Annotated in this window: 19 protein-coding genes and 2 tRNA genes; 7 read left to right on the top strand and 14 right to left on the bottom strand. The window is 72.2% G+C overall.

All coding sequences use genetic code 11. From position 1 onward, the window contains the following. Window positions 1-90: 90 nt before the first annotated feature. Complete coding sequence (locus tag AXF14_RS08445) at window positions 91-660, bottom strand: GNAT family N-acetyltransferase (RefSeq protein ID WP_169798259.1); 570 nt, start codon at window positions 658-660, stop codon at window positions 91-93. 165 nt (window positions 661-825) lie between these two features. On the opposite strand from AXF14_RS08445, the gene valS reads away from it, so the two are divergent. Both valS and AXF14_RS08435 read left to right on the top strand, forming a co-directional pair. Then, on the top strand, window positions 826-3624 hold the full coding sequence (valS, locus tag AXF14_RS08440) for a valine--tRNA ligase (protein WP_067942469.1): 2799 nt from the start codon (window positions 826-828) through the stop codon (window positions 3622-3624). A gap of 423 nt (window positions 3625-4047) precedes the next feature. Then, a complete protein-coding gene (locus AXF14_RS08435) occupies window positions 4048-5847 on the top strand; it encodes an AMP-dependent synthetase/ligase (RefSeq protein ID WP_084355688.1) in 1800 nt (599 codons plus the stop codon). Between the two features lie 110 nt (window positions 5848-5957). Here AXF14_RS08435 and AXF14_RS08430 read toward each other — a convergent pair whose 3' ends face one another. Next, window positions 5958-8507: a helix-turn-helix transcriptional regulator gene (locus AXF14_RS08430; RefSeq protein WP_067942465.1), complete on the bottom strand. Its 2550-nt coding sequence runs from the start codon at window positions 8505-8507 to the stop codon at window positions 5958-5960. Window positions 8508-8745: 238 nt separating this feature from the next. Between AXF14_RS08430 and AXF14_RS08425 the strand changes: the two genes are divergently transcribed. Continuing rightward, a complete protein-coding gene (locus AXF14_RS08425; protein ID WP_067942463.1) occupies window positions 8746-10740 on the top strand; it encodes an AMP-dependent synthetase/ligase in 1995 nt (664 codons plus the stop codon). Between the two features lie 88 nt (window positions 10741-10828). On the opposite strand, the gene AXF14_RS08420 is transcribed toward AXF14_RS08425, so the two are convergent. The 4 genes from AXF14_RS08420 to AXF14_RS08405 all read right to left on the bottom strand — a co-directional run bounded on the left by AXF14_RS08420 (window position 10829) and on the right by AXF14_RS08405 (window position 14149). Continuing rightward, window positions 10829-11167 (bottom strand): chorismate mutase, encoded by a 339-nt coding sequence (locus AXF14_RS08420; protein WP_067942461.1) that lies wholly within the window; start codon window positions 11165-11167, stop codon window positions 10829-10831. After that, window positions 11164-12465, bottom strand: coding sequence for an ATP-dependent Clp protease ATP-binding subunit ClpX (gene clpX / locus AXF14_RS08415; protein ID WP_067942459.1), 1302 nt, complete (start codon window positions 12463-12465; stop codon window positions 11164-11166). Before clpX ends, AXF14_RS08420 begins: the two co-directional genes overlap by 4 nt. 330 nt (window positions 12466-12795) lie before the next feature. Further along, window positions 12796-13503, bottom strand: a complete 708-nt coding sequence (locus tag AXF14_RS08410) for an ATP-dependent Clp protease proteolytic subunit (protein WP_067942457.1) — start codon at window positions 13501-13503, stop codon at window positions 12796-12798. Between the two features lies 1 nt (window position 13504). After that, a complete protein-coding gene (locus tag AXF14_RS08405) occupies window positions 13505-14149 on the bottom strand; it encodes an ATP-dependent Clp protease proteolytic subunit (RefSeq protein WP_269465368.1) in 645 nt (214 codons plus the stop codon). 195 nt (window positions 14150-14344) lie between these two features. Between AXF14_RS08405 and AXF14_RS08400 the strand changes: the two genes are divergently transcribed. Beyond that, the gene (locus tag AXF14_RS08400; protein WP_236755434.1) at window positions 14345-14719 is read left to right on the top strand and encodes a cupin domain-containing protein; all 375 of its coding nucleotides are present in this window, start codon (window positions 14345-14347) and stop codon (window positions 14717-14719) included. 162 nt (window positions 14720-14881) lie between these two features. Here AXF14_RS08400 and tig read toward each other — a convergent pair whose 3' ends face one another. The 5 genes from tig to rpmF all read right to left on the bottom strand — a co-directional run bounded on the left by tig (window position 14882) and on the right by rpmF (window position 17300). Then, window positions 14882-16237 (bottom strand): trigger factor, encoded by a 1356-nt coding sequence (gene tig / locus AXF14_RS08395; protein WP_067942453.1) that lies wholly within the window; start codon window positions 16235-16237, stop codon window positions 14882-14884. Window positions 16238-16424: 187 nt separating this feature from the next. Further along, on the bottom strand, window positions 16425-16715 hold the full coding sequence (locus AXF14_RS08390; RefSeq protein ID WP_067942452.1) for an FMN-dependent dehydrogenase: 291 nt from the start codon (window positions 16713-16715) through the stop codon (window positions 16425-16427). A 184-nt stretch (window positions 16716-16899) separates the two neighbouring features. Further along, window positions 16900-16976 (bottom strand) — tRNA-Pro (locus AXF14_RS08385). 54 nt (window positions 16977-17030) lie between these two features. Then, window positions 17031-17101: transfer RNA gene (locus AXF14_RS08380), tRNA-Gly, on the bottom strand. A 34-nt stretch (window positions 17102-17135) separates the two neighbouring features. Beyond that, a complete protein-coding gene (gene rpmF / locus AXF14_RS08375) occupies window positions 17136-17300 on the bottom strand; it encodes a 50S ribosomal protein L32 (RefSeq protein WP_067942450.1) in 165 nt (54 codons plus the stop codon). Between the two features lie 149 nt (window positions 17301-17449). On the opposite strand from rpmF, the gene AXF14_RS08370 reads away from it, so the two are divergent. The 3 genes from AXF14_RS08370 to cysE all read left to right on the top strand — a co-directional run bounded on the left by AXF14_RS08370 (window position 17450) and on the right by cysE (window position 20305). Continuing rightward, window positions 17450-18172: an IMPACT family protein gene (locus tag AXF14_RS08370; RefSeq protein WP_067942449.1), complete on the top strand. Its 723-nt coding sequence runs from the start codon at window positions 17450-17452 to the stop codon at window positions 18170-18172. Between the two features lie 479 nt (window positions 18173-18651). Beyond that, the gene (cysK, locus tag AXF14_RS08365; RefSeq protein WP_067942447.1) at window positions 18652-19578 is read left to right on the top strand and encodes a cysteine synthase A; all 927 of its coding nucleotides are present in this window, start codon (window positions 18652-18654) and stop codon (window positions 19576-19578) included. 148 nt (window positions 19579-19726) lie between these two features. After that, the gene (gene cysE, locus AXF14_RS08360; RefSeq protein ID WP_067942445.1) at window positions 19727-20305 is read left to right on the top strand and encodes a serine O-acetyltransferase; all 579 of its coding nucleotides are present in this window, start codon (window positions 19727-19729) and stop codon (window positions 20303-20305) included. 142 nt (window positions 20306-20447) lie between these two features. On the opposite strand, the gene AXF14_RS08355 is transcribed toward cysE, so the two are convergent. The 3 genes from AXF14_RS08355 to AXF14_RS08345 are packed head-to-tail and all read right to left on the bottom strand — an operon-like array spanning window position 20448 to window position 23460. After that, window positions 20448-21779, bottom strand: coding sequence for an alpha/beta fold hydrolase (locus tag AXF14_RS08355; RefSeq protein WP_067942443.1), 1332 nt, complete (start codon window positions 21777-21779; stop codon window positions 20448-20450). Continuing rightward, window positions 21776-22465: a DUF488 domain-containing protein gene (locus AXF14_RS08350; protein WP_211260071.1), complete on the bottom strand. Its 690-nt coding sequence runs from the start codon at window positions 22463-22465 to the stop codon at window positions 21776-21778. Before AXF14_RS08350 ends, AXF14_RS08355 begins: the two co-directional genes overlap by 4 nt. After that, entirely contained in the window at window positions 22462-23460 is a 999-nt protein-coding gene (locus AXF14_RS08345; protein ID WP_067942441.1) for an Fpg/Nei family DNA glycosylase, read from the bottom strand. The genes AXF14_RS08350 and AXF14_RS08345 overlap by 4 nt, the downstream gene beginning before the upstream one ends. Window positions 23461-23557: the final 97 nt, after the last annotated feature.

Genomic DNA, 23557 nt, shown 5'->3' with positions numbered 1-23557 from the left:
GACCCGGCTGGGCCGACGGAGACGCCGACGTCGCACTGAGCAGGATGGGGACCGCGATCCGCTGCAGCCCGGCGTCGGCGCGTTGCCGGTCTAGCGAGCCGCCACCCTGCAGACGTCGTCGAAGCCGTGCCTCCGGTACCAGGCGAGGGGCCAGTCGTCCTCGTCCGCACCGATGAGGATGGGCGACAAGCCCGCCGTCCGCAGTCGCACCGTGACGGCCGCCATGAGGTCATTGCCGTGGCCGCGTCCCTGGTAGCGAGGGAAGACGTCCACCTCCTGGAGACGGACGCAGCCTGGATGGCCCGGAACCTCGAAGTAGCCCACCGCGGCTACGGGCTCCTCGCCCACCGTTCCGAGCAGCATCGCGAGCCCCAGGTCATGAGCCCGCTTCCTCAGGACGTCGATCATCGCGGCGACCTGTGCCGGACCGGCCCCGAAGGGCTCCTCAACGAGTACGCGCTCTCGCTCGTACACCGCCCACAGCTCCTCCGTCACGATCGGGACGAGACGGAGAGCGTGTTCCGGCCGGTCGGACGCCCAGCCTCCGGCACCCAGCACGAGGAGCACCTTCTCCTGCGCGGGCCCGGCGTCGGCGGCGAGCTCGACGACGTCGGGGAACAGGGCGGTCTCGGAAGCCAACGCCGCTTCTCGATCAGACATGTCGGCAGTCGATCCCGAGATCACGTCGTGCGTCAACCCCAGCTCGTACCGGCCACCGCTCCGATGCTCCCAGCTTGGAAGAGTCTCCACCCCCGTAGCCCACCTCACAGGCGGACTGCCCGGCGGCCCGGGGAGACGCCCCGCTCCCATGACAGAATCGGGGGCATGTCTGGATCCGAGCAGTCCCCCCGCTTCGTCCCCTCCGAGACGCACTCGCCGCGCGTCCCCGACAAGGTCAGCGCCGACGGCCTCGAGGCCGCCTGGGGCGAGCGCTGGGAGGAGGACGGCACCTACGCCTTCGACCGCTCCGCCGAGCGCCACGAGGTCTTCTCCATCGACACCCCGCCGCCCACGGTCTCCGGATCCCTCCACGTGGGCCACGTCTTCTCCTACACGCACACGGACACCGTCGCCCGCTACCAGCGCATGCGCGGCAAGTCCGTCTTCTACCCGATGGGCTGGGACGACAACGGCCTGCCCACCGAGCGCCGCGTCCAGAACTACTTCGGCGTCCGCTGCGACCCGCCCCTCCCCTACGACCCCGACTTCGAGCCCACCCAGGTCGGCGGCGAGGGCAAGTCCATCAAGGCCCGCGACCAGAAGCCGATCTCCCGCCGCAACTTCGTCGAGCTCTGCGAGCGCCTCACCGTCGAGGACGAGGCCCAGTTCGAGGCCCTGTGGCGCCAGCTCGGCCTCTCCGTGGACTGGAAGCAGAACTACCAGACCATTGGCGTGCGCGCCCGCAAGGTCGCCCAGGCCGCCTTCCTGCGCAACCTCGCCCGCGGCGAGGCCTACCAGGCCGCCGCCCCGGGCCTGTGGGACGTCACCTTCCAGACCGCCGTCGCCCAGGCCGAGCTCGAGTCCCGCGAGTACCCGGGCTTCTACCACCGCCTCGGCTTCCACGTCGTCGACGCCGACGCCGCCGCGAAGGCGAAGGCCGCGGGCGCCCCCATCGAGGAGGGACCCGCCGGCACCGCGGACATCTGCATCGAGACCACCCGCCCCGAGCTCCTGCCCGCCTGCGTGGCCCTCATCGCCCACCCCGACGACGAGCGCTTCAAGCCGCTGTTCGGCACCACCGTCGCCTCCCCGGTCTTCGGGGTCGAGGTCCCGGTCCTCCCCCACCCCGAGGCGGAGATGGACAAGGGCGCCGGCATCGCCATGTGCTGCACCTTCGGCGACACGACCGACATCGACTGGTGGCGCGACCTGGACCTCCCGCTGCGCGCCATCCTGCGCAAGGACGGCCGCCTCGAGACCGAGGTCCCGGAGTGGATCACCGACGCCGACGGCATCGCCATGTACGAGGCGATGGCCGGCAAGACCACCTTCTCCGCCCGCGAGGCCCTGGTCAGCAGACTCGCCGAGACCGGCGAGATGCGCGGCGAGCCCACGAAGACCCTGCGCCAGACGAACTTCTTCGAGAAGGGCGACAAGCCCCTCGAGATCGTCACCTCCCGCCAGTGGTACATCCGCAACGGCGGCAAGCCCTGGACCAACCCGGCCTCCGGCAAGGACCTGGGCGCCGAGCTCCTCGAGCGAGGCGAGGCCCTCGAGTGGCACCCCGACTTCATGCGCGTGCGCTACGAGAACTGGGTCAAGGGCCTCAACAACGACTGGCTCGTCTCCCGCCAGCGCTTCTTCGGCGTCCCCTTCCCGCTCTGGTACAAGGTCGACGCCGAGGGCCAGCCCGACTACGACGCCATCATCACGCCCGAGGAGTCCGCCCTCCCGGTCGACCCCTCCTCCGACACCGCCCCCGGCTACACCGAGGACCAGCGCGGCGTCCCGGGCGGCTTCGTCGGTGAGCTCGACATCATGGACACCTGGGCCACCTCCTCCCTGTCCCCGCAGCTCGTCTCCGGCTGGCTCGAGGACGAGGACCTCTTCCACCGCGTCTACCCGATGGACCTGCGCCCCCAGGGCCAGGACATCATCCGCACCTGGCTCTTCTCCTCCGTGGTGCGCGCGAACCTCGAGTTCGGCGCCCTGCCGTGGAAGCACGCCGGCATCTCCGGCTGGATCCTCGACAAGGACCACAAGAAGATGTCCAAGTCCAAGGGCAACGTCGTCACCCCGAAGGGCCTGCTCGACCAGTACGGCTCCGACGCCGTGCGCTATTGGGCCGCCTCAGCGCGCCTCGGCCTCGACCCGGCCTTCGAGGAGACGCAGATCAAGATCGGCCGCCGCCTGGCCATCAAGGTCCTCAACGCCTCCAAGTTCGCCCTGTCCATGGGGATCCCGTGGGACGTCGACGAGGCGGCCCTCGCCGCCGTCCCCGCCCCCGAGCTCGACCCGTCCGCCGTCACCGAGCCCATCGACCGCGCCGTCCTCGCGGCGCTGGCCGAGGTCGTCGAGACGGCCACCGCGTCCTTCGAGAAGTTCGAGCACGCCCGCGCCCTGGAGGCCACGGAGTCGTTCTTCTGGACCTTCTGCGACGACTACATCGAGCTCGTCAAGGAGCGCGCCAACGACTTCGAGGGCACGCACGACGCCGCGGCCGTCCGCTCGGCCCGCGCGACGCTCGCGATCGCGGTGGACACCTTCGTCCGCCTCTTCGCCCCCTTCCTCCCCTTCGTCACCGAGGAGGTGTGGTCCTGGTACCGCACCGGCTCGGTCCACCGCAGCCCGTGGCCGACGGAGGACGGCCTGCGCGCCGCCGCCGACGACGCCGACCCGGAGCTCGTCGCCCACGCGGGCCTCGCGCTCGCCGCGCTGCGCAAGGTGAAGTCGGAGGCCAAGACGAGCCAGAAGACGCCGATCCTCTCGGTGTCCCTGTCCGTCGCCGAGGGCCTGGACACCGCCGTCGAGGCGGTCCGCGCCGACCTCACCGAGGCCGCCAAGGTGACCGGTCCCTTCGACGTCGCGGCCGCCTCGGCCGCCCCCGCCGAGGGCGAGGAGGCCGCCGCGCCGGTCGTCGTCACCGCCGTCGAGCTCGGCGAGAACCCGAAGAAGAAGGCCTGATCCCGGCCCATCACCCCGGTCGACCGTCTGTGCACCAGCCGACCGTCTGATTCCCGGAAATCGGACGGTCGAGCGGTGCACAGGCGGTCGACCGCGTTCAGGAGGCCACCGCGTTCCGGAGGCCGTCGACGGGACGCACACGGCACGGACTGAAGGGCCCGCGGTGGGGGACCCCTTACCCACCCGCCCGTGGATTGCTACCGCCGCGAAGCACCCTCGCCTGTGGTTTACTCCAAAGCGGCGAGGGGGGTCTCTCGGAGCCCTGGATCCTGGAAACGGCCCACCGCCTGGGAGAATGCCGGAGTGACCCCCCGCAGCGCAGAAGCCCCCCACCTCAGTGCGAGCACCCTCCCGGACCATCAGCGCCCCCTCGTCGAGAACGGCGTCACCACCGGGCCGATCACCCGTGAGCCCGACGAGACGATGACCGTCCCGTGGCTGCTGACCGACCGCGTCGCCCGCGCCCCCCGCTCCACCCTCATCGAGCGCAAGTCCCCGCTCGGCAACCAGTGGGTCAAGGTCACCGCCGAGGCCTTCCTCGACGACGTCGACCGCGTCGCCGCGGGCCTCATGGGCATGGGGCTCCAGGCGGGCGAGACCGTCGGCGTCATGGCGCACACCTCTTACGAGTGGACCCTCCTCGACTTCGCGATCGCCACCGCGGGCCTCGTCTCGGTCCCCGTCTACGAGACGGACTCCGCGGACCAGATCGAGTGGATCCTCGAGGACGGCGGCCTGCGCCTCGTCGTCGCCGAGACCACCGCCCTCGCCGAGGTCGTCCGCAGCGCCGTCGCCTCCTTCGGCTCCTCCCACCCGGACGCCGCCCCCACCGAGGTCCTCTCCCTGGACCGCGACGCCCTCACCACGATCGTCTCCGCCGGCGACGGCGTGGCCCGTGAGGAGCTCGAGGCCCGCCGCGACGCCGTGCGCGGCTCGGACACGTACTCGATCGTCTACACCTCGGGCACGACGGGCCGTCCCAAGGGCGTTGAGCTCACCCACAACAACGGCGCCGGACTGGCCTGGAACGGCGTGCGCTGGCTGCCCAACGTCCTCACCGGCGAGCACGTCCGCATCCTGCTGTTCCTCCCGCTCGCGCACGTCTACGCGCGCCTCCTCGAGCTCGTCTCCGTCGCGGGCGACGGCGTCCTCGGCCACACCCCGGACGCGAAGACCCTCCTGCCGGACCTCCAGGCCTTCGGCCCCTCCTACGTCCTCGCGGTCCCCCGCGTCATGGAGAAGATCTACAACGCCGCGGACGCCAAGGCCGGCTCGGGCGCGAGGCTCAAGACCTTCCGCTGGGCCGCCAAGGTCGCCATCCAGTACTCCCGCGCCCTGGACACCGAGGCCGGGCCGTCCCTCCAGCTGCGCACCGCGCACGCCGTGGCCGACCGCCTCGTCTTCCACCAGATCCGCGATCTGCTCGGCCCGAACGCCAAGTACGCGATCTCCGGAGGCGGCCCGCTCGGCGAGCGCCTCGGGCACTTCTACCGCGGCATCGGCATCAACATCCTTGAGGGCTACGGCCTCACCGAGACGATCGGCCCCGCCAGCGTCAACCTCGACACCCTCAACAAGATCGGCACCGTCGGCCCGCCGGTGTGCGGCGTGTCCGCGCGCGTCGGCGAGTCCGGGGAGATCGAGCTCAAGGGCATCTCCCTGTTCGCCCGCTACCGGAACAACCCGGAGGCGAACGCCGAGTCCTTCACGGAGGACGGCTGGTTCCGCACCGGCGACATCGGCTCCATCGACGAGGAGGGCTGGATCAGGATCACCGGCCGCAAGAAGGAGCTCATCGTCACCGCCGGCGGCAAGAACGTCGCCCCGACGATCCTCGAGGACCGTCTGCGCGGCCACCCGCTCGTCAGCCAGGTCATGGTGGTCGGCGACGGCGAGCCCTTCATCGGCGCGCTCATCACGCTGGACAAGGAGATGCTTCCCCAGTGGCTCGCCAACCACGGCCTGCCGGCCATGGACGTCGTCGAGGCCTCCCGCAACCCGCAGGTGCTCGCGGCCCTCGACCGCGCCATCGCCCGCACGAACCGGGCGGTCTCCCGCGCCGAGTCGATCCGCTCCTACCGCGTCCTCACGACCGACTTCACCGAGGCGAACGGGCTGCTCACGCCCTCGCTCAAGGTCAAGCGCGGGGAGGTCATGAAGGCGCACGCGGACGCCATCGCCGACATCTACAAGACGACGCGGAAGGGCCCGACGGACGCCTGAGGCGCCCCTGGGAGCTCCGACGACGGCGGGGCGCGGAAGGGGTGCCGGCGGCCCGGCGGAGCGTCCGGCCCCAGCACCGGACACAGGCGCGGACTGTGCGGCGCCTCGCCTCAGATGAGACCGACGGAGCGGGCGACCTGGAGCGCCGAGGCCTTCGAGTGCACGCCGAGCCGCTTGTAGAGCGCCTTGGTGGTGGTCCGGATGGTCTCGCGGCCCAGGACGAGGTCGTCGGCGATCTCGGAGGCGGTCTTGCCGGCCTCGAGGCCGCGCAGGACGTCCATCTGCCGCGGGGTCAGCTCGATCTCCGCGGGCTCGCGGCGCACGGGCGCGGCGTCGTCGAGCCGCAGCCCCGGGACGTCGGCGTACTCCTCGCCGAGCTGGTCGACGACGGCCCGGCGGCCGGCGGCCGGGAGCAGGGCGACGACGGACAGCGAGGTGCGCCACTGGGGCAGACGGGCGAGGAGCTCGGTGCCGTTCTCGAGGTCGCGGGTGGCGGCCATCGTCGCGATCTTGACGCCGTAGGCGGCCAGTCGCCAGCGCTCGGGCGTGTCCGGCAGGGCGGCGGCGCGGTCGGCGAGCTGGTTGGCCTGCTCGGCGTTGCCGTTGTTGAGCTCGATGCCGGCGCGGATGACGAGCGACATCGACTCCGGCAGGGTGCCGCCCTCGACCCAGCGCTGGGCGGCCTCGGAGTTGCCCTGCCGCACCTCGATCATCGCGAGCGTCGCGTGGAGGGACCACCACTCCCAGGACAGCAGGTTGATCCAGCGGGCGCGGGCGAGGAAGGCCTTGAGCCACTGCGAGGCGACGACGGGACCGCGCGCGAGGAGGAGGGAGAGCCCCTCCGCCTCGACCTCGAGCGGCAGGTACTGGGGAACGACGGAGATCTCGACGTCGGAGGGCTCGAGCACGTCGACGGCGTCGGAGCCGAGGCGGTGCCAGTCGTCGCGGTAGCGGCGCGAGATGCTGATGATCTGCTCGGGCTCGGTGTCCCGGGAGGCGGTGACGGCGACGACCTCCTCGTACTGGCCGAGGAAGTGGGCGGCGCGGTCGTGGACGCCGGCCTTGGCGGCGAGGACGGCGCTGCGGGCGGTGAGACCGGCCATGAGCGAGGGCGCGGAGTAGGCGTCGAGGTTGGCGGCGCCCGCGAGCGCCGTCGCCTCGTTGACGCACTCCTGCGCGGAGCCGAGTCGCGCGATGGACAGGTAGGCGTCCGCCTGCCCGAGGAGGGCGTAGCAGACGAGGGCCGCCTTGGGACGGGAGAAGGAGGGCGGCGCGGCGGGGTCGACGAGCCGGTGGTGGCTCTCGGAGGTGAGGCGGCGCAGCATCTCGTGCCCCGCGACGACGGCGGCGCGGACCTCCTCGATGTCCGGGGACTGCGCCTGCGCCACGCCGCGGACGAGGTGGTCGAGGACGATCTGCGCGTCGTCGCCGCGTCCGGCGGGGTCCTCGGCGTTGAAGAGGTACATGAGCTCCAGCCACGGGAGCGGGAGCTGGCGGTGCCCCGTGAGCCAGCTGCCGTCGGCGAAGGAGGTCGCAGCGGCCAGATACTCCCACTCCTGCGGGATCTGCTCGGGCCAGTACTGGGCGAGCTCGGCGAGCTGGGTGCCGGAGAGCAGGACCAGGTGGACCATCTTGCGACCGAGGACTCCGTTGAGCCCGGCCCACGCGGAGATGGAGGTGAGGAGCCAGATCCGCTCGAGCGGGGTGAGCTCGTTGCCCTCCTCGGCGGCCGCTCGGCTGACCGCGCGCCGCATCGACCGGGCGGCGAGGGCGTCCTGCTCCGAGCTGACGGCGGCGAGGGCCCGGGCGAGCGTCGTGGGCAGGGCGCGGGGCAGGCCTGGGGCCGTGGAGACGAAGGCTCCGGCGTCGTGGCAGCTCCTGACCTCGGCGGGGGTGACGGGCCTCCCGAGGACGGAGCCGGCGAGGGCGGCGAGCCCGCGGGCGTGGAGCGGGATGAGCCAGGCGTGCAGCTGCATGAGCTCGTCGTCGGCGTACTGGGGCATGAGGCGCTCGGCCCACGCGCGGGAGACCTGGACGAGCTCGCCGGCGTCGGAGTCCCCGCCCGCGGCCGTTCCGAGGCCCGCGGAGGTGGGGCGGACGGCCTCGATGATGGCGCTGGGGCCGATCGAGAGCGCGTCCTCGACGGCGGCCGCGACGAGTCGCGGCACGCCGCCGGTGGCCTGGTGGATGCGGCGCGCGACGAGCGGCGGGATCTCGCCGCCGCCCACCTCGACGATGTCGGCGGGGCTGAGCACGAGCACGGACTGCGAGAGGTTGAGGTCGAAGGGCACGTAGACGTCGGGGACGGCGATGTCGACCTCGACGACGGCGAGGACGGGGGGCATGACGCCGGCCGAGTCGATGATCTGGGAGACGAGGCGGCCGACGGCGCTCTGCTCCATCACGAGGTGCTCGTCCCAGGTGAGGAAGATGGGCTTGCGGCGCACGAGGAGCGGCATGAGCCTGAGGACGTCCGCCGCCTTGCGCACGTCGTAGCGGTCGCGCGGCTCTCCGCGGTCGAGGAGCTCGAGGGCCGCCTCGCCGATCTCGATGGGGGCGAACTCGTGGGGCGCGTGGAGGATGGCGGTCTCGCCCTCCGCGAGGAGGTCCGCGAGGCGCGGTGCGACGACCCCGACGACGCGGTCCAGCGTTGTTGACATGCGTTCCTGACCTCCGGCGCCGTGGCGCGCCTCTCGACCGGTAAGGCTCGGCGCCCCGGTCGACCGGATATGACTGCTAGTATCTTATGAGAAATCCTCTTGTATATCAAGATTTCTAATGGATAACGCCCTCAGGCCTCCCTGCGGCACGCGACTTGTATCGAACCACAGGGACGGCTCACGGCTTCAGGACGCGTCGCACGGTGCGGGTGCGCAGCGCGTCACGCACAATCGCCCCATGAGCACCCAGCCCAGCACCCCGGATGACCACGACCTGCCCGCGCGCGACGACGACGCGACCGGGGCGCCGGCGGGCGGCGCCTACCGGCCCGACACGACGGTGGCCCGCGAGTTCACCACGCGCCTCCTCGTCCCCCTCGAGCGCACGATGACGACCTCGTGGGCCCTGGCCGACCGCGTCCGGCGCGCGCCCGACAAGCCCCTCATCGCCCGGAAGGCCTCCCTCGGCCGCCGCTGGCGGGAGGTAAGCGCCGCAGCGTTCCGCGACGAGGTGCGCGAGGTCGCCGCCGGCCTCGTCGCCCGCGGCCTCGAGCCGGGCGACCGCATCGGCATCATGTCCCACACCTCCTACGAGTGGACCCTGCTCGACTTCGCCGCCTGGGAGGCCGGCCTCGTCGTCGTTCCCGTCTACGAGACCTCCTCCCCCGAGCAGGCGAGGTGGATCCTCACCGACGCGGACGTCCGACTCGTCGTCGTCGAGAACGAGCAGCTCGAGCTCATGATGACGGCGCTGCGCGACACGGTCCCCGAGCTGGCCGACCTTGCCGTCGAGTGCCTCGCCTCCGACGCCCTCACCGGACTCATCGCCGACGGCCGTGATGTCGCGCCGGGCGAGCTGGACCGGCGCACCAGCACCGTCACCGCCACCGACCTCGCGACGATCGTCTACACCTCCGGCACGACGGGCCGCCCCAAGGGCGCGGAGATCACCCACGCCAACCTCGTCCACCTCGCCGTCAACACCTCCGCCTACCTGCCCGAGGTCCTCCACGGCGACGACGTGCGCACCCTCCTGTTCCTCCCGCTCGCGCACGTCCTGGCGCGCTTCGTGCAGGTCGCGATCGTCTGCTCCCCCGCCGGCGTCATGGGTCACGCGCCGGACGTCAAGAACCTCATGGGGGACCTCGAGACCTTCCAGCCGACCTTCGTGCTGGCCGTCCCGCGCGTCTTCGAGAAGATCTACAACGCCGCCGACGCCCGCTCGGCGGGCGCTAAGCAGAAGGTCTTCCGCATGGCGGCCAAGACGGCGATCGCCTACTCGCGCGCCCTCGACACGCCCCTGGGCCCCTCGCGCGCGCTGCGCGCCCAGCACGCTGCCTTCGACCGCCTCGTCTTCGCGACCCTGCGCCGGATCCTGGGCGGCAAGGTCCGCCAGGTCATCTCCGGCGGCGGTCCGCTGGGCGAGCGCCTCGGCCACTTCTACCGCGGCGCCGGCATCACGGTCCTCGAGGGCTACGGCCTCACCGAGACCGCGGCGCCCTGCACCGTCAACACGCCCGGGGCCACGCTCGTCGGTTCGGTCGGCCTGCCGCTGCCGGGCACCTCGGTGCGCCTGGCCGACGACGGCGAGGTGCTCGTGCGCGGCATCGGCGTCTTCCGCGGCTACCACGGCAACGAGGAGGCGACCGCCGAGACCTTCACGGACTCCGATGGCGGCGACGAGGCCGAGGGCGTCTCGGCGGTCCGCGACCCGGAGGCCGGGCCCTGGCTGCGCACCGGCGACATCGGCAACTTCGACGGCGAGGGCTTCCTGCGGATCACCGGTCGCAAGAAGGAGCTCATCGTGACGGCTGGCGGCAAGAACGTCGCCCCGGCCGTCCTCGAGGACCGCCTGCGCGGTCACCCGCTCGTGAGCCAGGTGCTCGTCGTCGGCGACAACCGTCCGTGCATCGGCGCGCTCGTCACCCTGGACGCGGAGATGCTGCCCCTGTGGCTGTCGTCCCACGGGATCGAGAACCTCAATCCGGTCCAGGCGGCCGGGGACCGGCGCGTCCGCGAGGCCCTCGAGCGGGCCGTCGCACGCGCCAACGAGGCGGTCTCGCGCGCGGAGTCGATCCGCACCTTCACGATCCTGCCGACGGACTTCACGGTCTCCAACGGCCTGCTCACGCCGTCGCTCAAGGTGCGCCGGGCCGAGGCCCAGGAACGCTTCGCCTCCACGATCGACGCCCTCTACGAGCGGGTGCCGGCGGGCGCCGCGAAGCAGGGCTGACCCCGCCCCACGGGCGCGCGTCGGGGTCGGAGCCACGTGGCTCCGACCCCGACGCCGTCGTGCTCCAGGGGACCCCGCCGGCCCCGGTTCAGCCGTCCACCCGCTCCTCGCGGATCGCCTCGTGGTGGCGGATGACCTCCTCGACGATGAAGGCGAAGAACTTCTCGGCGAAGACGGGGTCGAGGCCCGAGTCCTCCGCCAGCGCCCGCAGGCGCGCCACCTGGCGCTCCTCGCGTCCGGGGTCCGAGGCGGGCAGGTCGAGCTCGGCCTTGAGGACGCCGACCTGCTGGGTGCAGCGGAAGCGCTCGGCGAGCAGGTGGACGAGGGCGGCGTCGAGGTTGTCGATCGTCGAGCGGTAGGCGGCGAGCTCGGCCGGGACGCCGGGGACCTCGCGCTCGACGGACTCGAAGCGGGACTCGGGGCTCATGCCGTCCGGGTCCTCTCCCCGCGCTCCCCCTTGCGCGTGGCGGACAGGGTGCCGGAGCCGGCCTCGTAGCGCGGCTTGGCGCGCCCGCGCACCGCGTCGGCGTCGACGACGACGCGGCCGACCTCCGGCATGGAGGGCACCTCGAACATGGCGTCGCCGAGGACCTCCTCGACGATGCTCGTGAGGCCGCGGGCGCCGGTCCTGCGCTCGCGCGCGAGGGAGGCGATGGCCTCGACGGCCTCGTCGGTAAAGACGAGCTCGACGCCGTCGAGGCTGAAGAGGTACTCGTACTGGGAGACGATGGCGTTCTTCGGCTCGGTCATGACGCGCACGAGCTCGGGGACGCCGAGGTCCTGGACCGTGGCGATGACGGGCAGGCGGCCGATGAACTCGGGGATGAGGCCGAACTTGTGGAGGTCCTCGGGCCGCACCGGGGCGGTGAAGACGTCCTGCTGCTGGTCCGTGAGGACGCCGCCGAAGCCGAGGGAGGAGGCCCCGGACTCCTTGCGGGCGCGCTGGCGGACGATGTCCTCGATGCCGGCGAAGGCGCCGGCGGCGATGAACAGGATGTTCGTCGTGTCGATCTCGAGGAACTCCTGGTGCGGGTGCTTGCGGCCGCCACCCGGCGGGACGGAGGCCGTCGTGCCCTCGATGATCTTGAGGAGCGCCTGCTGGACGCCCTCGCCGGAGACGTCGCGGGTGATCGACGGGTTCTCGGCCTTGCGGCCGATCTTGTCGATCTCGTCGATGTAGATGATGCCCTTCTCGGCGCGCTTGACGTCCCCGTCGGCGGCCTGGATGAGCTTGAGGAGGATGTTCTCGACGTCCTCGCCGACGTAGCCGGCCTCGGTCAGCGCCGTGGCGTCGACGATGGCGAAGGGGACGTCGAGGAGGCGGGCGAGGGTGCGGGCCAGGTGGGTCTTACCGGTTCCGGTGGGGCCGAGCAGGAGGATGTTGGACTTGCCCAGCTCGAGGCCGTCGCCCTCGGCGACGCTGCGCTCGCGCACCTGGACGCGCTTGTAGTGGTTGTAGACGGCCACGCTCATGGCGCGCTTGGCGCCCTCCTGGCCGATGACGTACTCGTTGAGGAAGTCGAAGATCTCCTGCGGCTTGGGCAGCTCGAGCGGGACGCCGGAGCCGTTGTCGCCGAGCTCCTCGTCGACGATCTCGTTGCACAGCTCGATGCACTCGTCGCAGATGTAGACCCCGGGGCCGGCGATGAGCTTCTTGACCTGCTTCTGGCTCTTCCCGCAGAAGGAGCACTTGAGAAGGTCGACGCTCTCAGCGCTTCGTGCCACCTGGATCCCCCGTTTCCGTCCGGTCCCGTCCGGTCTCCCCGGCGGGACGGCACCACCCTACGGGTGCGGGACCGGCGCGGCACCCGGGCGCGCCGCTGGATTGCGGCGCAAGGCGAACAGCGCCCGAGCGCTGGCTCACAGGCGACGGCGGCGCGGCCGGGCAGGCGGGCAGGCTCCCGGCCGCACAGGGCTGACAGGGGCGAGGGGCCGCCCCGTCCGTGCCGGGCCCACGTGACCACGCTCCCCGGACGCGATGGAGCCCGACGGCGCAGCGGCGGCTGCGGCGTCGGGCTCCGTGACGCTCGATGCAGGCTCGGGCGCGGCGCTCCGTCAGGCGGAGTGGGGCGAGCGCGGGGTCTTGCGCGAGGCGAGGACCTGGTCGACGAGGCCGTACTCCTTGGCGGCCTGCGCGGTGAGGATCTTGCCGCGCTCGAGGTCGGCGTGGACCTTCTCGACGCTCTGGCCGGTGTGGGCCGCGAGGGTCTCCTCGAGCCAGCCGCGCATGCGGTCGATCTCGTTGGCGACGATCTCGATGTCGGAGGCCTGTCCCTGCATGCCCTCCATCGCGGGCTGGTGGATGAGGATGCGGGCGTTGGGCAGGGCGAGGCGCTTTCCCTCGCTGCCGGCGGCGAGCAGGACGGCGGCGGCCGAGGCGGCCTGGCCGAGGCAGACCGTCTGCACCTGCGGCTTGATGTACTGCATCGTGTCGTAGATGGCGGTCAGCGCGGTGAAGGAGCCACCGGGGCTGTTGATGTACATCGTGATGAGGCCGTCGGGATCCTGCGCCTCGAGGACGAGGAGCTGGGCCATGATGTCGTCGGCCGAGGCGTCGTCGACCTGGACGCCCAGGAAGATGATGCGGTCCTCGAAGAGCTTGGAGTAGGCGTCCTGGCGCTTGAAGCCGTAGGCGGTGCGCTCCTCGAACTGCGGCATGATGTAGCGCGACACCGGGGAGGCCGGGGCGATGCCGCCGGGGGCCGCGGCAGCGCCCTCGACCTGACGGGCCATGGCGTCGAAGTAGGGGCGAGAGCTCGTCATGTCAGTTCTCTCCGTTCTCGTCCGTCAGCTCGCGGCTGGAGCGGATGATGTGGTCGACGAAGCCGTACTCGAGGGCCTCGGTGGCGCTGAACCAGTGGTCGCGGTCAGAGTCCTTGATGATCTCCTCCACCGTGTGCCCGGTGTTGGCTGCGGTGATCTCCGCGAGCTCCTGCTTCATCTTGATGATGAGGTCGGCGTTGATGCGGATGTCCGTGGCGGAGCCGCCCGCGCCACCGGAGGGCTGGTGCATGAGGACGCGGGTGTGGGGGGTGAGGTAGCGCTTGCCCTTGGCGCCCGCGGACAGGAGGAACTGGCCCATCGAGGAGGCCATGCCTGTGGCGACGGTGACGACGTCGGGCTGGACGTACTCCATCGTGTCGTAGATGGCCATGCCGGCGGTGACGGAGCCGCCGGGGCTGTTGATGTACAGGTAGATGTCCCGCTCAGGGTCCTCGGCGGCGAGCAGCAGCATCTGGGCGCAGATGGCGTTGGCGTTGTCGTCACGCACCTCGGAGCCGAGCCAGATGATGCGCTCCTTGAGGAGGCGGTTGTAGATGGAGTCGGTCAGGCCGAGTCCGGCGGGGCCGGGGTCCGCGGCCGTCGGGGCGGCGACCGCCGACGTCTGGGGCGTGATGTGCTCGCTCACGTCAGTCCTCTCGTGTTCGTTGTCGCCAACGCTAACGCGGGGTGCAGGGCGCCCATGCCCGGACCTGAGCCCTTTTCGCTCACGGCCTGACGCGAGCTCGGGAAGCACCTGGCCGGCGCCGGTCGGGCGGCATACGCTGACAGGGAATTATCACGTCCGCACCCAGATCTAATGCTGGTCACTCAGGAGGTCACCGTGCCCGTCACGTCCGCCGCCCAGTCCACCTTCTCCCTCGGGGTCAACGCGAAGGCGCCGATCCCCGCGGAGGGCCGCGCCACGAGCGTCGTCACCAACAACGAGGCGCTGCGCGCCCTGCAGCTCCTCCTCGCGGCCGGCGAGCGCGTCCCGGACCACTCCTCCCCCAAGGCCCTCATCGTCACCCTCCTCGAGGGCTCCCTCGACTTCACCGTGGACGGCCGCACCGAGCGCCTGGCGCCCGGCGACGTCGTCTACGTCGCCCCGGGCACGAAGCACGACCTCGCGGCCGTGGAGCCCTCCAGGCTCCAGCTCGTGCTCGTCAACGTGGACCGGCTCGGCGCCGACCAGCCGAGGCCGGCCGAGACGCTCTGAGCACCCGGGCCGGCCCGCGGGCGAGGCCACCCGTCCGGGCCGCGCCCGTCGCGCCGCCGCCTGCGCACTCAGGAGAGCGGGCCGCCACCCCGTGGGGTGGCGGCCCGCTCTCACGTGCGACCGGTCGACGGCTCGCGCCGTCTCGTCGGAATCGGGGGGGACTCAGGCCTCCTCGGTCTCCTCGGCGGCGGCAGCGGCGGCCTCCTCGACGGCGTCGACGGCGTCCTGCGCGTCGAGCTCGTCGGAGCCGATGTACTCGGTGAGGTCGACGTCGTTGCCGTCGGTGTCCTTGACCTCGACCTGGCGCAGGGCCATGGCGAGGGACTTGTTGCGGGCGATCTCGGAGACGAAGGCCGGGATCTGACCGGCCTGCTGGGCGCCCTGCATGAACTGGCCGGGCTCCATGCCGTACTGCTGCGCGGTCTGGATGAGGAACTCGATGAGCTCATCCTGGTTGACGCCCACCTCGAGCTTCTCGGCGAGGACGTCGAGGATGATCTGGTCGCGGACGCCGGTCTCCATCTCCTCGCGGATCTCCTCGGCGTGGGGGTCGTTCTCCTCCTTGCCCTCGACCTGGAGGTGCTGCTTGACCTGGTCCTCGACGACGTCGGCCGGGGCCTCGACCTTGACGGCGTCGCGGAGCTGCTCGAGCAGGGCGTCACGGGCGGCGACGGCCTGGTCGGCCTCCTTGCGCTCGCCGGCCTGCTTGCGCAGGTCCTCCTTGAGCTCGTCGATCGTGTCGAACTCGGAGGCCATCTGGGCGAAGTCGTCGTCGGCGTCGGGGAGCTCGCGCTGCTTGACGGACTGGGCGGTGACGGTGACCTCGGCCTCCTCACCCTCGTGCTCGCCGCCGGCGAGCTTCGTGGTGAAGGTGGCGGTCTCCTCGGAGTGGAGGCCGCGCAGGGCGGTGTCCAGGCCCTTGAGCATGTTGCCCTTGCCGATCTCGTAGGAGACGCCGGACACGGAGTCGACCTCCTCGCCGTCGATGACGGCCTTGAGGTCGATGGTGACGAAGTCGCCAGTCTTGGCCTTGCGCTTGACGGACTTGAGGGAGCCGAAGCGGGCGCGGAGGTTCTCGAGCTCGGTCTCGACGTCCTCGTCGGAGACGGTGATCGGGTCGACCGTGACCTTGAGGCCGGAGAGCTCGGGGAGCTCGATCTCGGGGCGGACGGTGACCTCGGCGGTGAAGGCGAGCTGGCCGCCCTGGGCGCCGGTGACGTTGGGGAGCTCGGTGACCTCGACGGAGGGCTGCGCCATCGGGACGCGGTCGGCCTCGGCGAGGGCGTCGCGGTAGAAGTCGGGGAGCTTGTCGTTGACGGCCTCCTGGATGACCGCACCGCGACCGACGCGCTGGTCGATGACCTGGGTCGGGACGTGACCGCGGCGGAAGCCCGGGACCTGGATCTGGGAGCCGATCTCCTGGTAAGCGGCGTCGAGGCTCGGCTTGAGCTCCTCGTACGGGACCTCGACGGTCAGCTTGATGCGCGCGGGGTCGATGTTCTCGACAGTGCTCTTCACGAGGGTGTACTCCGATATACGAGTGGCTGGTGTTCGCGCGGGACGCTCACGGAGCCTCCCGGCCGACGCCCCTGTGCGGCGTCAATCCGTGCCATCTTATGGCAAGGGCGGCGCCACCCGGAAAATGAGACGGGGCACAGCGGGCGTCCAGGGCGCTGCGCCGCGACGGCGCCCGCCGCGCGGCGGTTCAGATGATCGGGACGCTCCGCCCGGAGACGACCTTGGCGAGGACGGCGCGGGGCGCTGAGGCGACCTCGCGCACCGCGGCGGACGTGCGCGCGTGGACCTCGCGGGCCTCGCCGTCGTCGGCGCCGGTGAAGCGGACGGCCACGCGCGGCTCGCCGGAGACGACGTCGACCTGGAAGGACTCGAGCGTCGTCGTCTCGGTGACGGCGGCGCGGGCGGCGTCCTCGACGGCCTGCGGGCCGCGGCCGGGGTGGAGAGCGCCGATGGTGAGGATGGAGCGGTAGGAGGGCACGGCCGCAGGCTACGCGGGCGAGGCCAGTAGGGAACGCCGAGGCAATGGTGACAGGCTCTGTATGGAACGGGCACGGGGCCGCGGGATGCAACGAGCACGAGAGCGTCGTCGCATCGGTTCAGACGCCCTCAACGAGGCACCGAGCGCGACCCATGCAGATCGCGACAGCCCCACCCCGGGGCGATGGTCGGGGTAGCGGGATTTGAACCCACGATCTCCTGCTCCCAAAGCAGGCGCGCTACCAAGCTGCGCTATACCCCGTGGATCGAGTGAGGCCGTCGTCGGACATCCGACGACGGCCTCACTCGATCACCGAGCGGGTGACGGGAATCGAACCCGCGCAATCTGCTTGGAAGGCAGAGGCTCTACCATTGAGCTACACCCGCGTACGGAGGGTCGATCACTCGACCCACCACAAGATCAGTGCTCGATGAGACCGGTCTTGTAGGCCTTCGCCAGGCGGCGGGGCACGGTGATCTCGCGGCCAGCGACGCGGATGGTGTTGAGCTCGGTGAGCTCGGCCTTCCACTGCGACCGGCGGTTACGGGTGTTGCTGCGGGACATCTTCCGCTTCGGCACTGCCATGAGCCCGCTCCTCTCAAGTCTGGGGATCGTTCGATCCAACGGAAACTGGACCGAGGGACACCATAACGACTCCGGCCAAGCCCCTTCCACCCCGGGCGCGTCGGCCGCCGTGTGAGATCAGTCCCGTCGGGGCCTGCCATCATGCCCTCATGCCGCAGCCCGACTCCAGCCCCTCCCCCACCGGTGCCGCCGGCCCCGGGACCGCGCCCGCAGCCCGCCTCGCGCTGGCACGCGGGGAACAGCCCGAGACCGACCTCGAGGTCAAGCGCTCCCACTTCCTCGCCCGCGCCGCCCGCACCGACACCGAGGAGGAGGCCCGCGCCTTCATCGCCGCGGTCCGGTCCGCCCACCCGGAGGCGCGCCACCACTGCTCCGCCTTCACGGTGCCCGTCGACGGCGCCCAGCCGATCGAGCGCTCCAGCGACGACGGCGAGCCGTCGGGCACGGCGGGCCAGCCCATCCTCGAGGTCCTGCGCGGCAGCGGCCTCACCGCGACCACCGTCGTCGTCACCCGCTACTTCGGCGGGACCCTGCTCGGCACCGGCGGGCTCGTGCGCGCCTACTCCGAGGCCGCGGCCCAGGCCCTCGAGGCCGCGGGGCGGGTCCGGGTCGCCGCGCGCGACCTGTGGGACGTGCGCGTGCCGGTCGCCGACGCCGGCCGCCTCGAGGCGGAGCTGCGCGGGCTCTCCGGCGGCGCGGGCGGCGGGATCGACGTCGAGGAGACGATCTGGGGCGCCACCCACGCCGTCGTCCTCGTCACCACCGGGGACGCCGACGACGCGGCCCTGCTCGCGGAGGTGGTCGCGCAGCTCACCCAGGGCGCGGCCGCACCGGAGCCCGCGGGCTCCCGGGTCATCGAGCTTCCCGCCTGACGACGCTCCCACCCGGCCCCGCCGTCGGGCGCCCGCCTCCCGTCTCAGGGTGTGACCCTCGCCGCGGGAACTTGACGTCCGCCACGACGTCGGCGCTAACCTTCCCGCGACGGGTCGCCACCGCGGCGGCCTCCAGCGGAGAGGAGCACCCCATGATGGCTACGAGCCTCATGCGTGCGATGTCCTGCTCCTGCTGTCAGTGTCGATAGGGCGCCTGGCCTTGACACTGTGCGCGCGTCGCTGCGCGCATGCCCGGCGCTCGGGGTGGGACGCACCCCCGGTCCTCCGCACCAGGCCCTGACCGTTCTCTGGCTCCCAGCAGACGCAGGCGGCGCCCGACCGTCTCCCACCCGCCCACGCACCGACGGACGCGATCCGTCAGCGCCGGACCCCACCGGGCCGGCACCGGACCACCTCAATCACCAGCCCAGCGGCCGCCGCCCGCAGCCGCACCGGGATCATCCACGAGGAGACTCATCATGGCTTACCTGAACGACATCACCGAGGCCGTCGGCGGCACCCCGCTCGTCAAGATCAACCGCGTCATCTCCGGCCCCGCCACCGTCCTGGCGAAGGTCGAGGCCTTCGAGCCCGCCGGCTCCGTCAAGGACCGCATCGCCCTGTCCATCGTCCGCGCGGCGGAGGAGTCCGGCGCCCTCAAGCCCGGCGGCACCATCATCGAGGCCACCTCCGGCAACACCGGCGTCGGCCTGTCGATGGTCGGTGCGGCCCTCGGCTACAAGGTCATCATCACGATGCCCGAGACCATGTCCAAGGAGCGCCGCGCGATCATGCGCGCCTTCGGCGCCGAGCTCGTCCTCACCTCCGAGGGCGGCGTCGCCGGGGCCGTCAAGAAGGCCGAGGAGATCCAGGCGGCCACGCCGAACTCGATCCTCGCCTCCCAGTTCACCAACGAGGCCAACCCGCGCGTCCACCGCGAGACCACCGCCCGCGAGATCCTCGAGGCCACCGACGGCAAGGTCGACGTCTTCGTCGCCGGCATCGGCACCGGCGGCACCCTCACCGGCGTCGGCCAGGTCCTGCGCGAGCAGGTCCCCGGCGTCAAGGTCTACGGCGTCGAGCCGGCCGAGTCCCCGCTGCTCTCCGAGGGCAACGCCGGACCGCACAAGATCCAGGGCCTCGGCCCGAACGTGGTGCCGGACGTGCTCGACCAGTCCGTCTGGGACGAGCTGCTCCACATCACCTCCGACGACGCGCTCGTCTACGCCCGCCGCACCGCGAAGGAGGAGGGCCTCCTTGTGGGCATCTCCTCCGGTGCCGCCCTGGCCGCCGCGGACCAGCTGTCCCAGCGTCCCGAGCTCGAGGGCAAGACCATCGTCACGGTCCTCCCCGACACCGGCGAGCGCTACCTGTCCACCCCCCTGTACTCCGAGTACCTCAACTGAGGTTCTCCTGCGCGAGTCTCGGCCGCCGTCCCTGAGGCGCTGAGACCGACGGCGGTGCTCCTGGGAACAGGAGCACCGCCGTCGACGTTCGCGCAGCAGGTCTCGCAACCCGCACCGGCCGGAGGCCGGGGACGTTCAGGAGGAGCACATGCCCCAGAAGAAGAACCGGTCCTTCCTCGACCTCGCCCGCGAGGACCTCGCCACCGCCCGCAAGCGGGACCCCGCGGCGCGGTCGAGCGCCGAGGTCGCGCTCCTCTACCCGGGCGTGCACGCCTTGTGGGCCTACCGCGCCGCCCACAAGCTCTGGAGCAACGGGCACACCTTCGCGGCGCGAGCCCTGTCCCAGGCCGCCCGGAGCGCCACCGGCATCGAGATCCACCCGGCGGCGAAGATCGGGGACCGGCTCTTCATCGACCACGGCATGGGCGTCGTCATCGGGGAGACGGCGGAGGTCGGCGACGACGTCCTCATCTTCCACGGCGTCACCCTCGGAGGCGTGTCGATGAACCCCGGCAAGCGCCACCCCACCATCGGCAACAACGTCCAGATCGGGACGGGCGCGAAGGTGCTCGGCCCGGTGACGGTGGAGGACGGCGCGAAGATCGGCGCGAACGCCGTGCTGGTGAAGAACCTGCCGGCCGACCACGTGGGCGTGGGCGTCCCGGCGCGCGTGCGCGACCCGCGCGTCGACCCCGAGCTCATGCTCGACCCGACCATCTACATCTGACGAGCCCTCACCGAGATCGGGACACGTTGACCTCGAGATCGGGAGATCTGAACCGCGAGATCGGGACGTGCCGGCACCACCGCCGGCACGTCCCGATCTCAGCGTCAGGATGTCCCGATCTGGACGTCAGGATGTCCCGATCTCAGCGGATGAGGGCGCCGGCGGCGAGGTGGCGGAGGCGGCGGAAGACTGCTCCCCCGCTGGCGCTCGAGCCGTTGTGCTCGTACTCGCTCGTCACCCAGGTCCGCAGCCGCGGCATGAGCGAGGCGGTCTCCAGGCTCGTCGTCATCGGGACGTAGACGTCCCGGGCGTACACCGCGGCCGCCCCGGGTACGTTCGCAACCCGCAGCGCGGCCTCGTCGTAGAGCCGAGGCCACTCGTGCTCGGCGAGGATCTCCGCGACCTCCCGCCACGGGCGCAGCGTCGAGTCCTCGGCGAAGGAGTCGCGGGTGACGTGCTCGCCGGTGAGCAGCGTCGGGTCGTTGTCGAAGGCGGTCGGCCTGACTCGCTCGGCGGCCCAGGGGGTGGCGCCGCCGTCGGCCCAGCAGGACTCGTGGATGACGGCGTAGAGCGGGTTGCGGCCGCCGAAGGGCAGCATCGCTCCGAGGTCGTAGCGGAAGGCCCACGAGGCCGGGTCCCGCTCGAGGAGGTGGTGGAGGGCGTCGATCCCGCCGCTCGCTCCGAGCGTCGAGCCGAGGCCGCGCAGGCGGGTGGGGCCGACGACGTCGCCGGCGGCGGTGCGGACCTCGCCGCGGGCCGCGGCCTCCATGAGCGCGGCCACCCGGTCGCGGTCGGCCGGGTAGCGCGAGTAGAAGTCCTCGCTCTTGAGGCGCATCGCCTCGTAAGTGAGGGCGTAGGCCTCGTCGACCGAGTGGCCGACGGCGGGCAGCCCGCCGGTGAGGTAGACGGTCTCGAGGGAGCCGGCGTGGGCGGACAGGTAGCGGGTGACGCAGAAGCCGCCGAAGGACTGGCCGAGCAGGCTCCAGCGGTCGACGCCGAGGGCGCGGCGCAGGTCCTCGCAGTCCTCGACGATCTCGTCGGCGCGCAGGTGGATGAGCAGGCGGGCCGTGCCGGCGGCGTCGCCTCCGAGGTCGGCGCGGTCGACCGGCGTGGAGGCCCCCGTGCCGCGCTGGTCGAGGAGGAGGACGCGGTAGTGCTCGAGGACGGCGCCGAGCCAGCCGGCGCCGCCGTCGGCGGAGGGGCGCGGGGACTCGCAGCCGGGGCCGCCCTGGAGGAAGACGAGCCACGGGCGGTCCGGGGCGGGGCCGTCCTCGGGGGCGCCGTCGGCGTCGCAGAGACGGACCACCTCGCGCGCGTACACGGTGATGGTCTCAGAGCCCACGGCGCTCCCGTCCGGGAAGCGGTCGCCGGCGCCGGAGCGGTCGAAGGGGACGGCGACCCGGTGGTCGCGGGTGAGGAGGCCGGCGGTGGCGGCGGACCAGGGGCCGGAGACGAGACGGGGCGCGGTGCTCATGCCCGAAGGCTACCGACGACGCCCGCCCCGGTCCGGCGGCCATCAGCGGATCGGCCGGGCGGGCGGTGCCACGGGCCGACGGCTCCGGGCGGACCGCGGCACGCGGCTCGGTCGGCGGCCGGGTAGGTGACCCTCCCGCCCTGCCCGACGACGGCGCCGCGGGTGAGGGTCGCGCGAGCCTCCTTGCCCGGCCCCATGAGGTGGCGGACGTCCTCGCCGGCGGCCAGCAGGCGGTCGGCGATGAGGCGGCGGTGGCAGCGCCACCACACGGCCTCGGAGCACATGACCGCCGGGCGCGCCCCGAAGCCGGTGCGCAGCTCGGCGAGCCCGTCGGCGAACTCCGCGCCGAGCGCGTAGTCGGCGTAGTTGTGGAAGGACTGGTTCTCCCAGAAGGCGTTGAGCGCCGGGTCGACGTCCTTCTGGCGGGGCCGGCGCCCTGTGAGCACCACGAGGTAGTGGTAGCCGATCCCGGCTCCGGCGAGCGACTCGCGCAGGGGGTCCTGGTCGAACCAGGGGTACTTGCGCGAGCCGGGCAGGCGGCGCACGTCGACGACGTCGGTGACGCCCGCCTCGGTGAGCATCGCGAGGAAGTCCTCGAGCTCGAGGTTCGAGTGCCCGACCGTGAGGAAGCGCGCGGCCGCCCCGTCGATCCCGGTCGTGTGCGTCGCGTCGCGCACTGCGCTCACCGCGCCTGGCACGAGGGGCACCAGAAGAGGCGCCGTCCGGCGACCTCCTTCTCGCGGATCGGGGTGCCGCAGCGCAGGCAGGGGCGGTCGGTGCGGTGGTACGTGTACCAGCGGCCGGCCTCCTCGTCGCCCTCGGGCAGCGGCTCGGGGACGTCGTCGAGGTCGACGGTGGTGATGAAGCCGGTGGCGACGCCGTACTCCATGAGGGGCACGAGGTCGTCCCAGACGGCGCGCAGACGCTCCTCGCTCACCCGGTTGCCGGCACGGAAGGGGCTGATCCCGGTGCGGAAGAGCGTCTCGGCCCGGTAGATGTTGCCGACGCCGGCGAGGACGGACTGGTCCATGAGGAGCTCGCCGACGGCCTTGCGGCGGCGTCGCACGGCGGCCACGAAGACCTCGCGGTCCCCGTCCCCGCGCAGCGGGTCCGGGCCGAGGCGGCGGCGCACGGCGGCGACGCCGTCGGCGTCGAGGAGCTCGCAGGCGGCGGGCCCGGTGAGGTCGGCGACGCCGTGCTCGCTCGCGAGCCGGAGGCGGACCGCGCCCCGGGGCTCGGGCGGCTCCCACTCCCCCGGTGTCGGGGCGGGGGCCGCACCGTCGCCGCCGTCGCCGCCGTCGCCGCCGGCGAGTCCGGACAGGGCGGAGCCCCCGCCGTGGGACAGGGCGTGCTCGCCCCGCTCGCCGACGCGCCGCCGGGGCGCGCCGATCGAGTGGGGCGCGGTGAAGGCGGAGTCGCCGTCGAAGGTCCACGAGCCGTACAGGCCCAGGTGGACGCGCAGCCAGGTGACGGCCTCGTCCTCGAGGGGGACGTCCGGCTCGGGGGCGAAGGGCACGAAGAGGTGCTTGCCGTGGGCCTGGGCGCCGAGGAGGACCTGGCCGTCCAGGCGGGCGGCGCCGTCGGCGAAGCGCCCCTGCGGGGAGGCGGCGTGCATCCTCTCGCCCCCGTAGAGCTCGGCGAGGGCGGCGGCGAGTCGGTGGACGGTGTGGCCTTCGGGCATGGCCTCGACGCTACCGCCCGCGTGGGCGACGGGGTGACCAGGGCCCGCGCGGGCGGCGGGAGGGAGGGGACGAGCGCACCCTGGGTGACGGGTCGCT

Origin of the sequence: Actinomyces radicidentis, from assembly GCF_001553565.1 — a bacterium.
Lineage (GTDB): Bacteria > Actinomycetota > Actinomycetes > Actinomycetales > Actinomycetaceae > Actinomyces > Actinomyces radicidentis.
The sequence above is the reverse complement of the archived record's forward strand: the minus strand, read 5'-3'. Positions and strand labels throughout refer to the sequence as shown.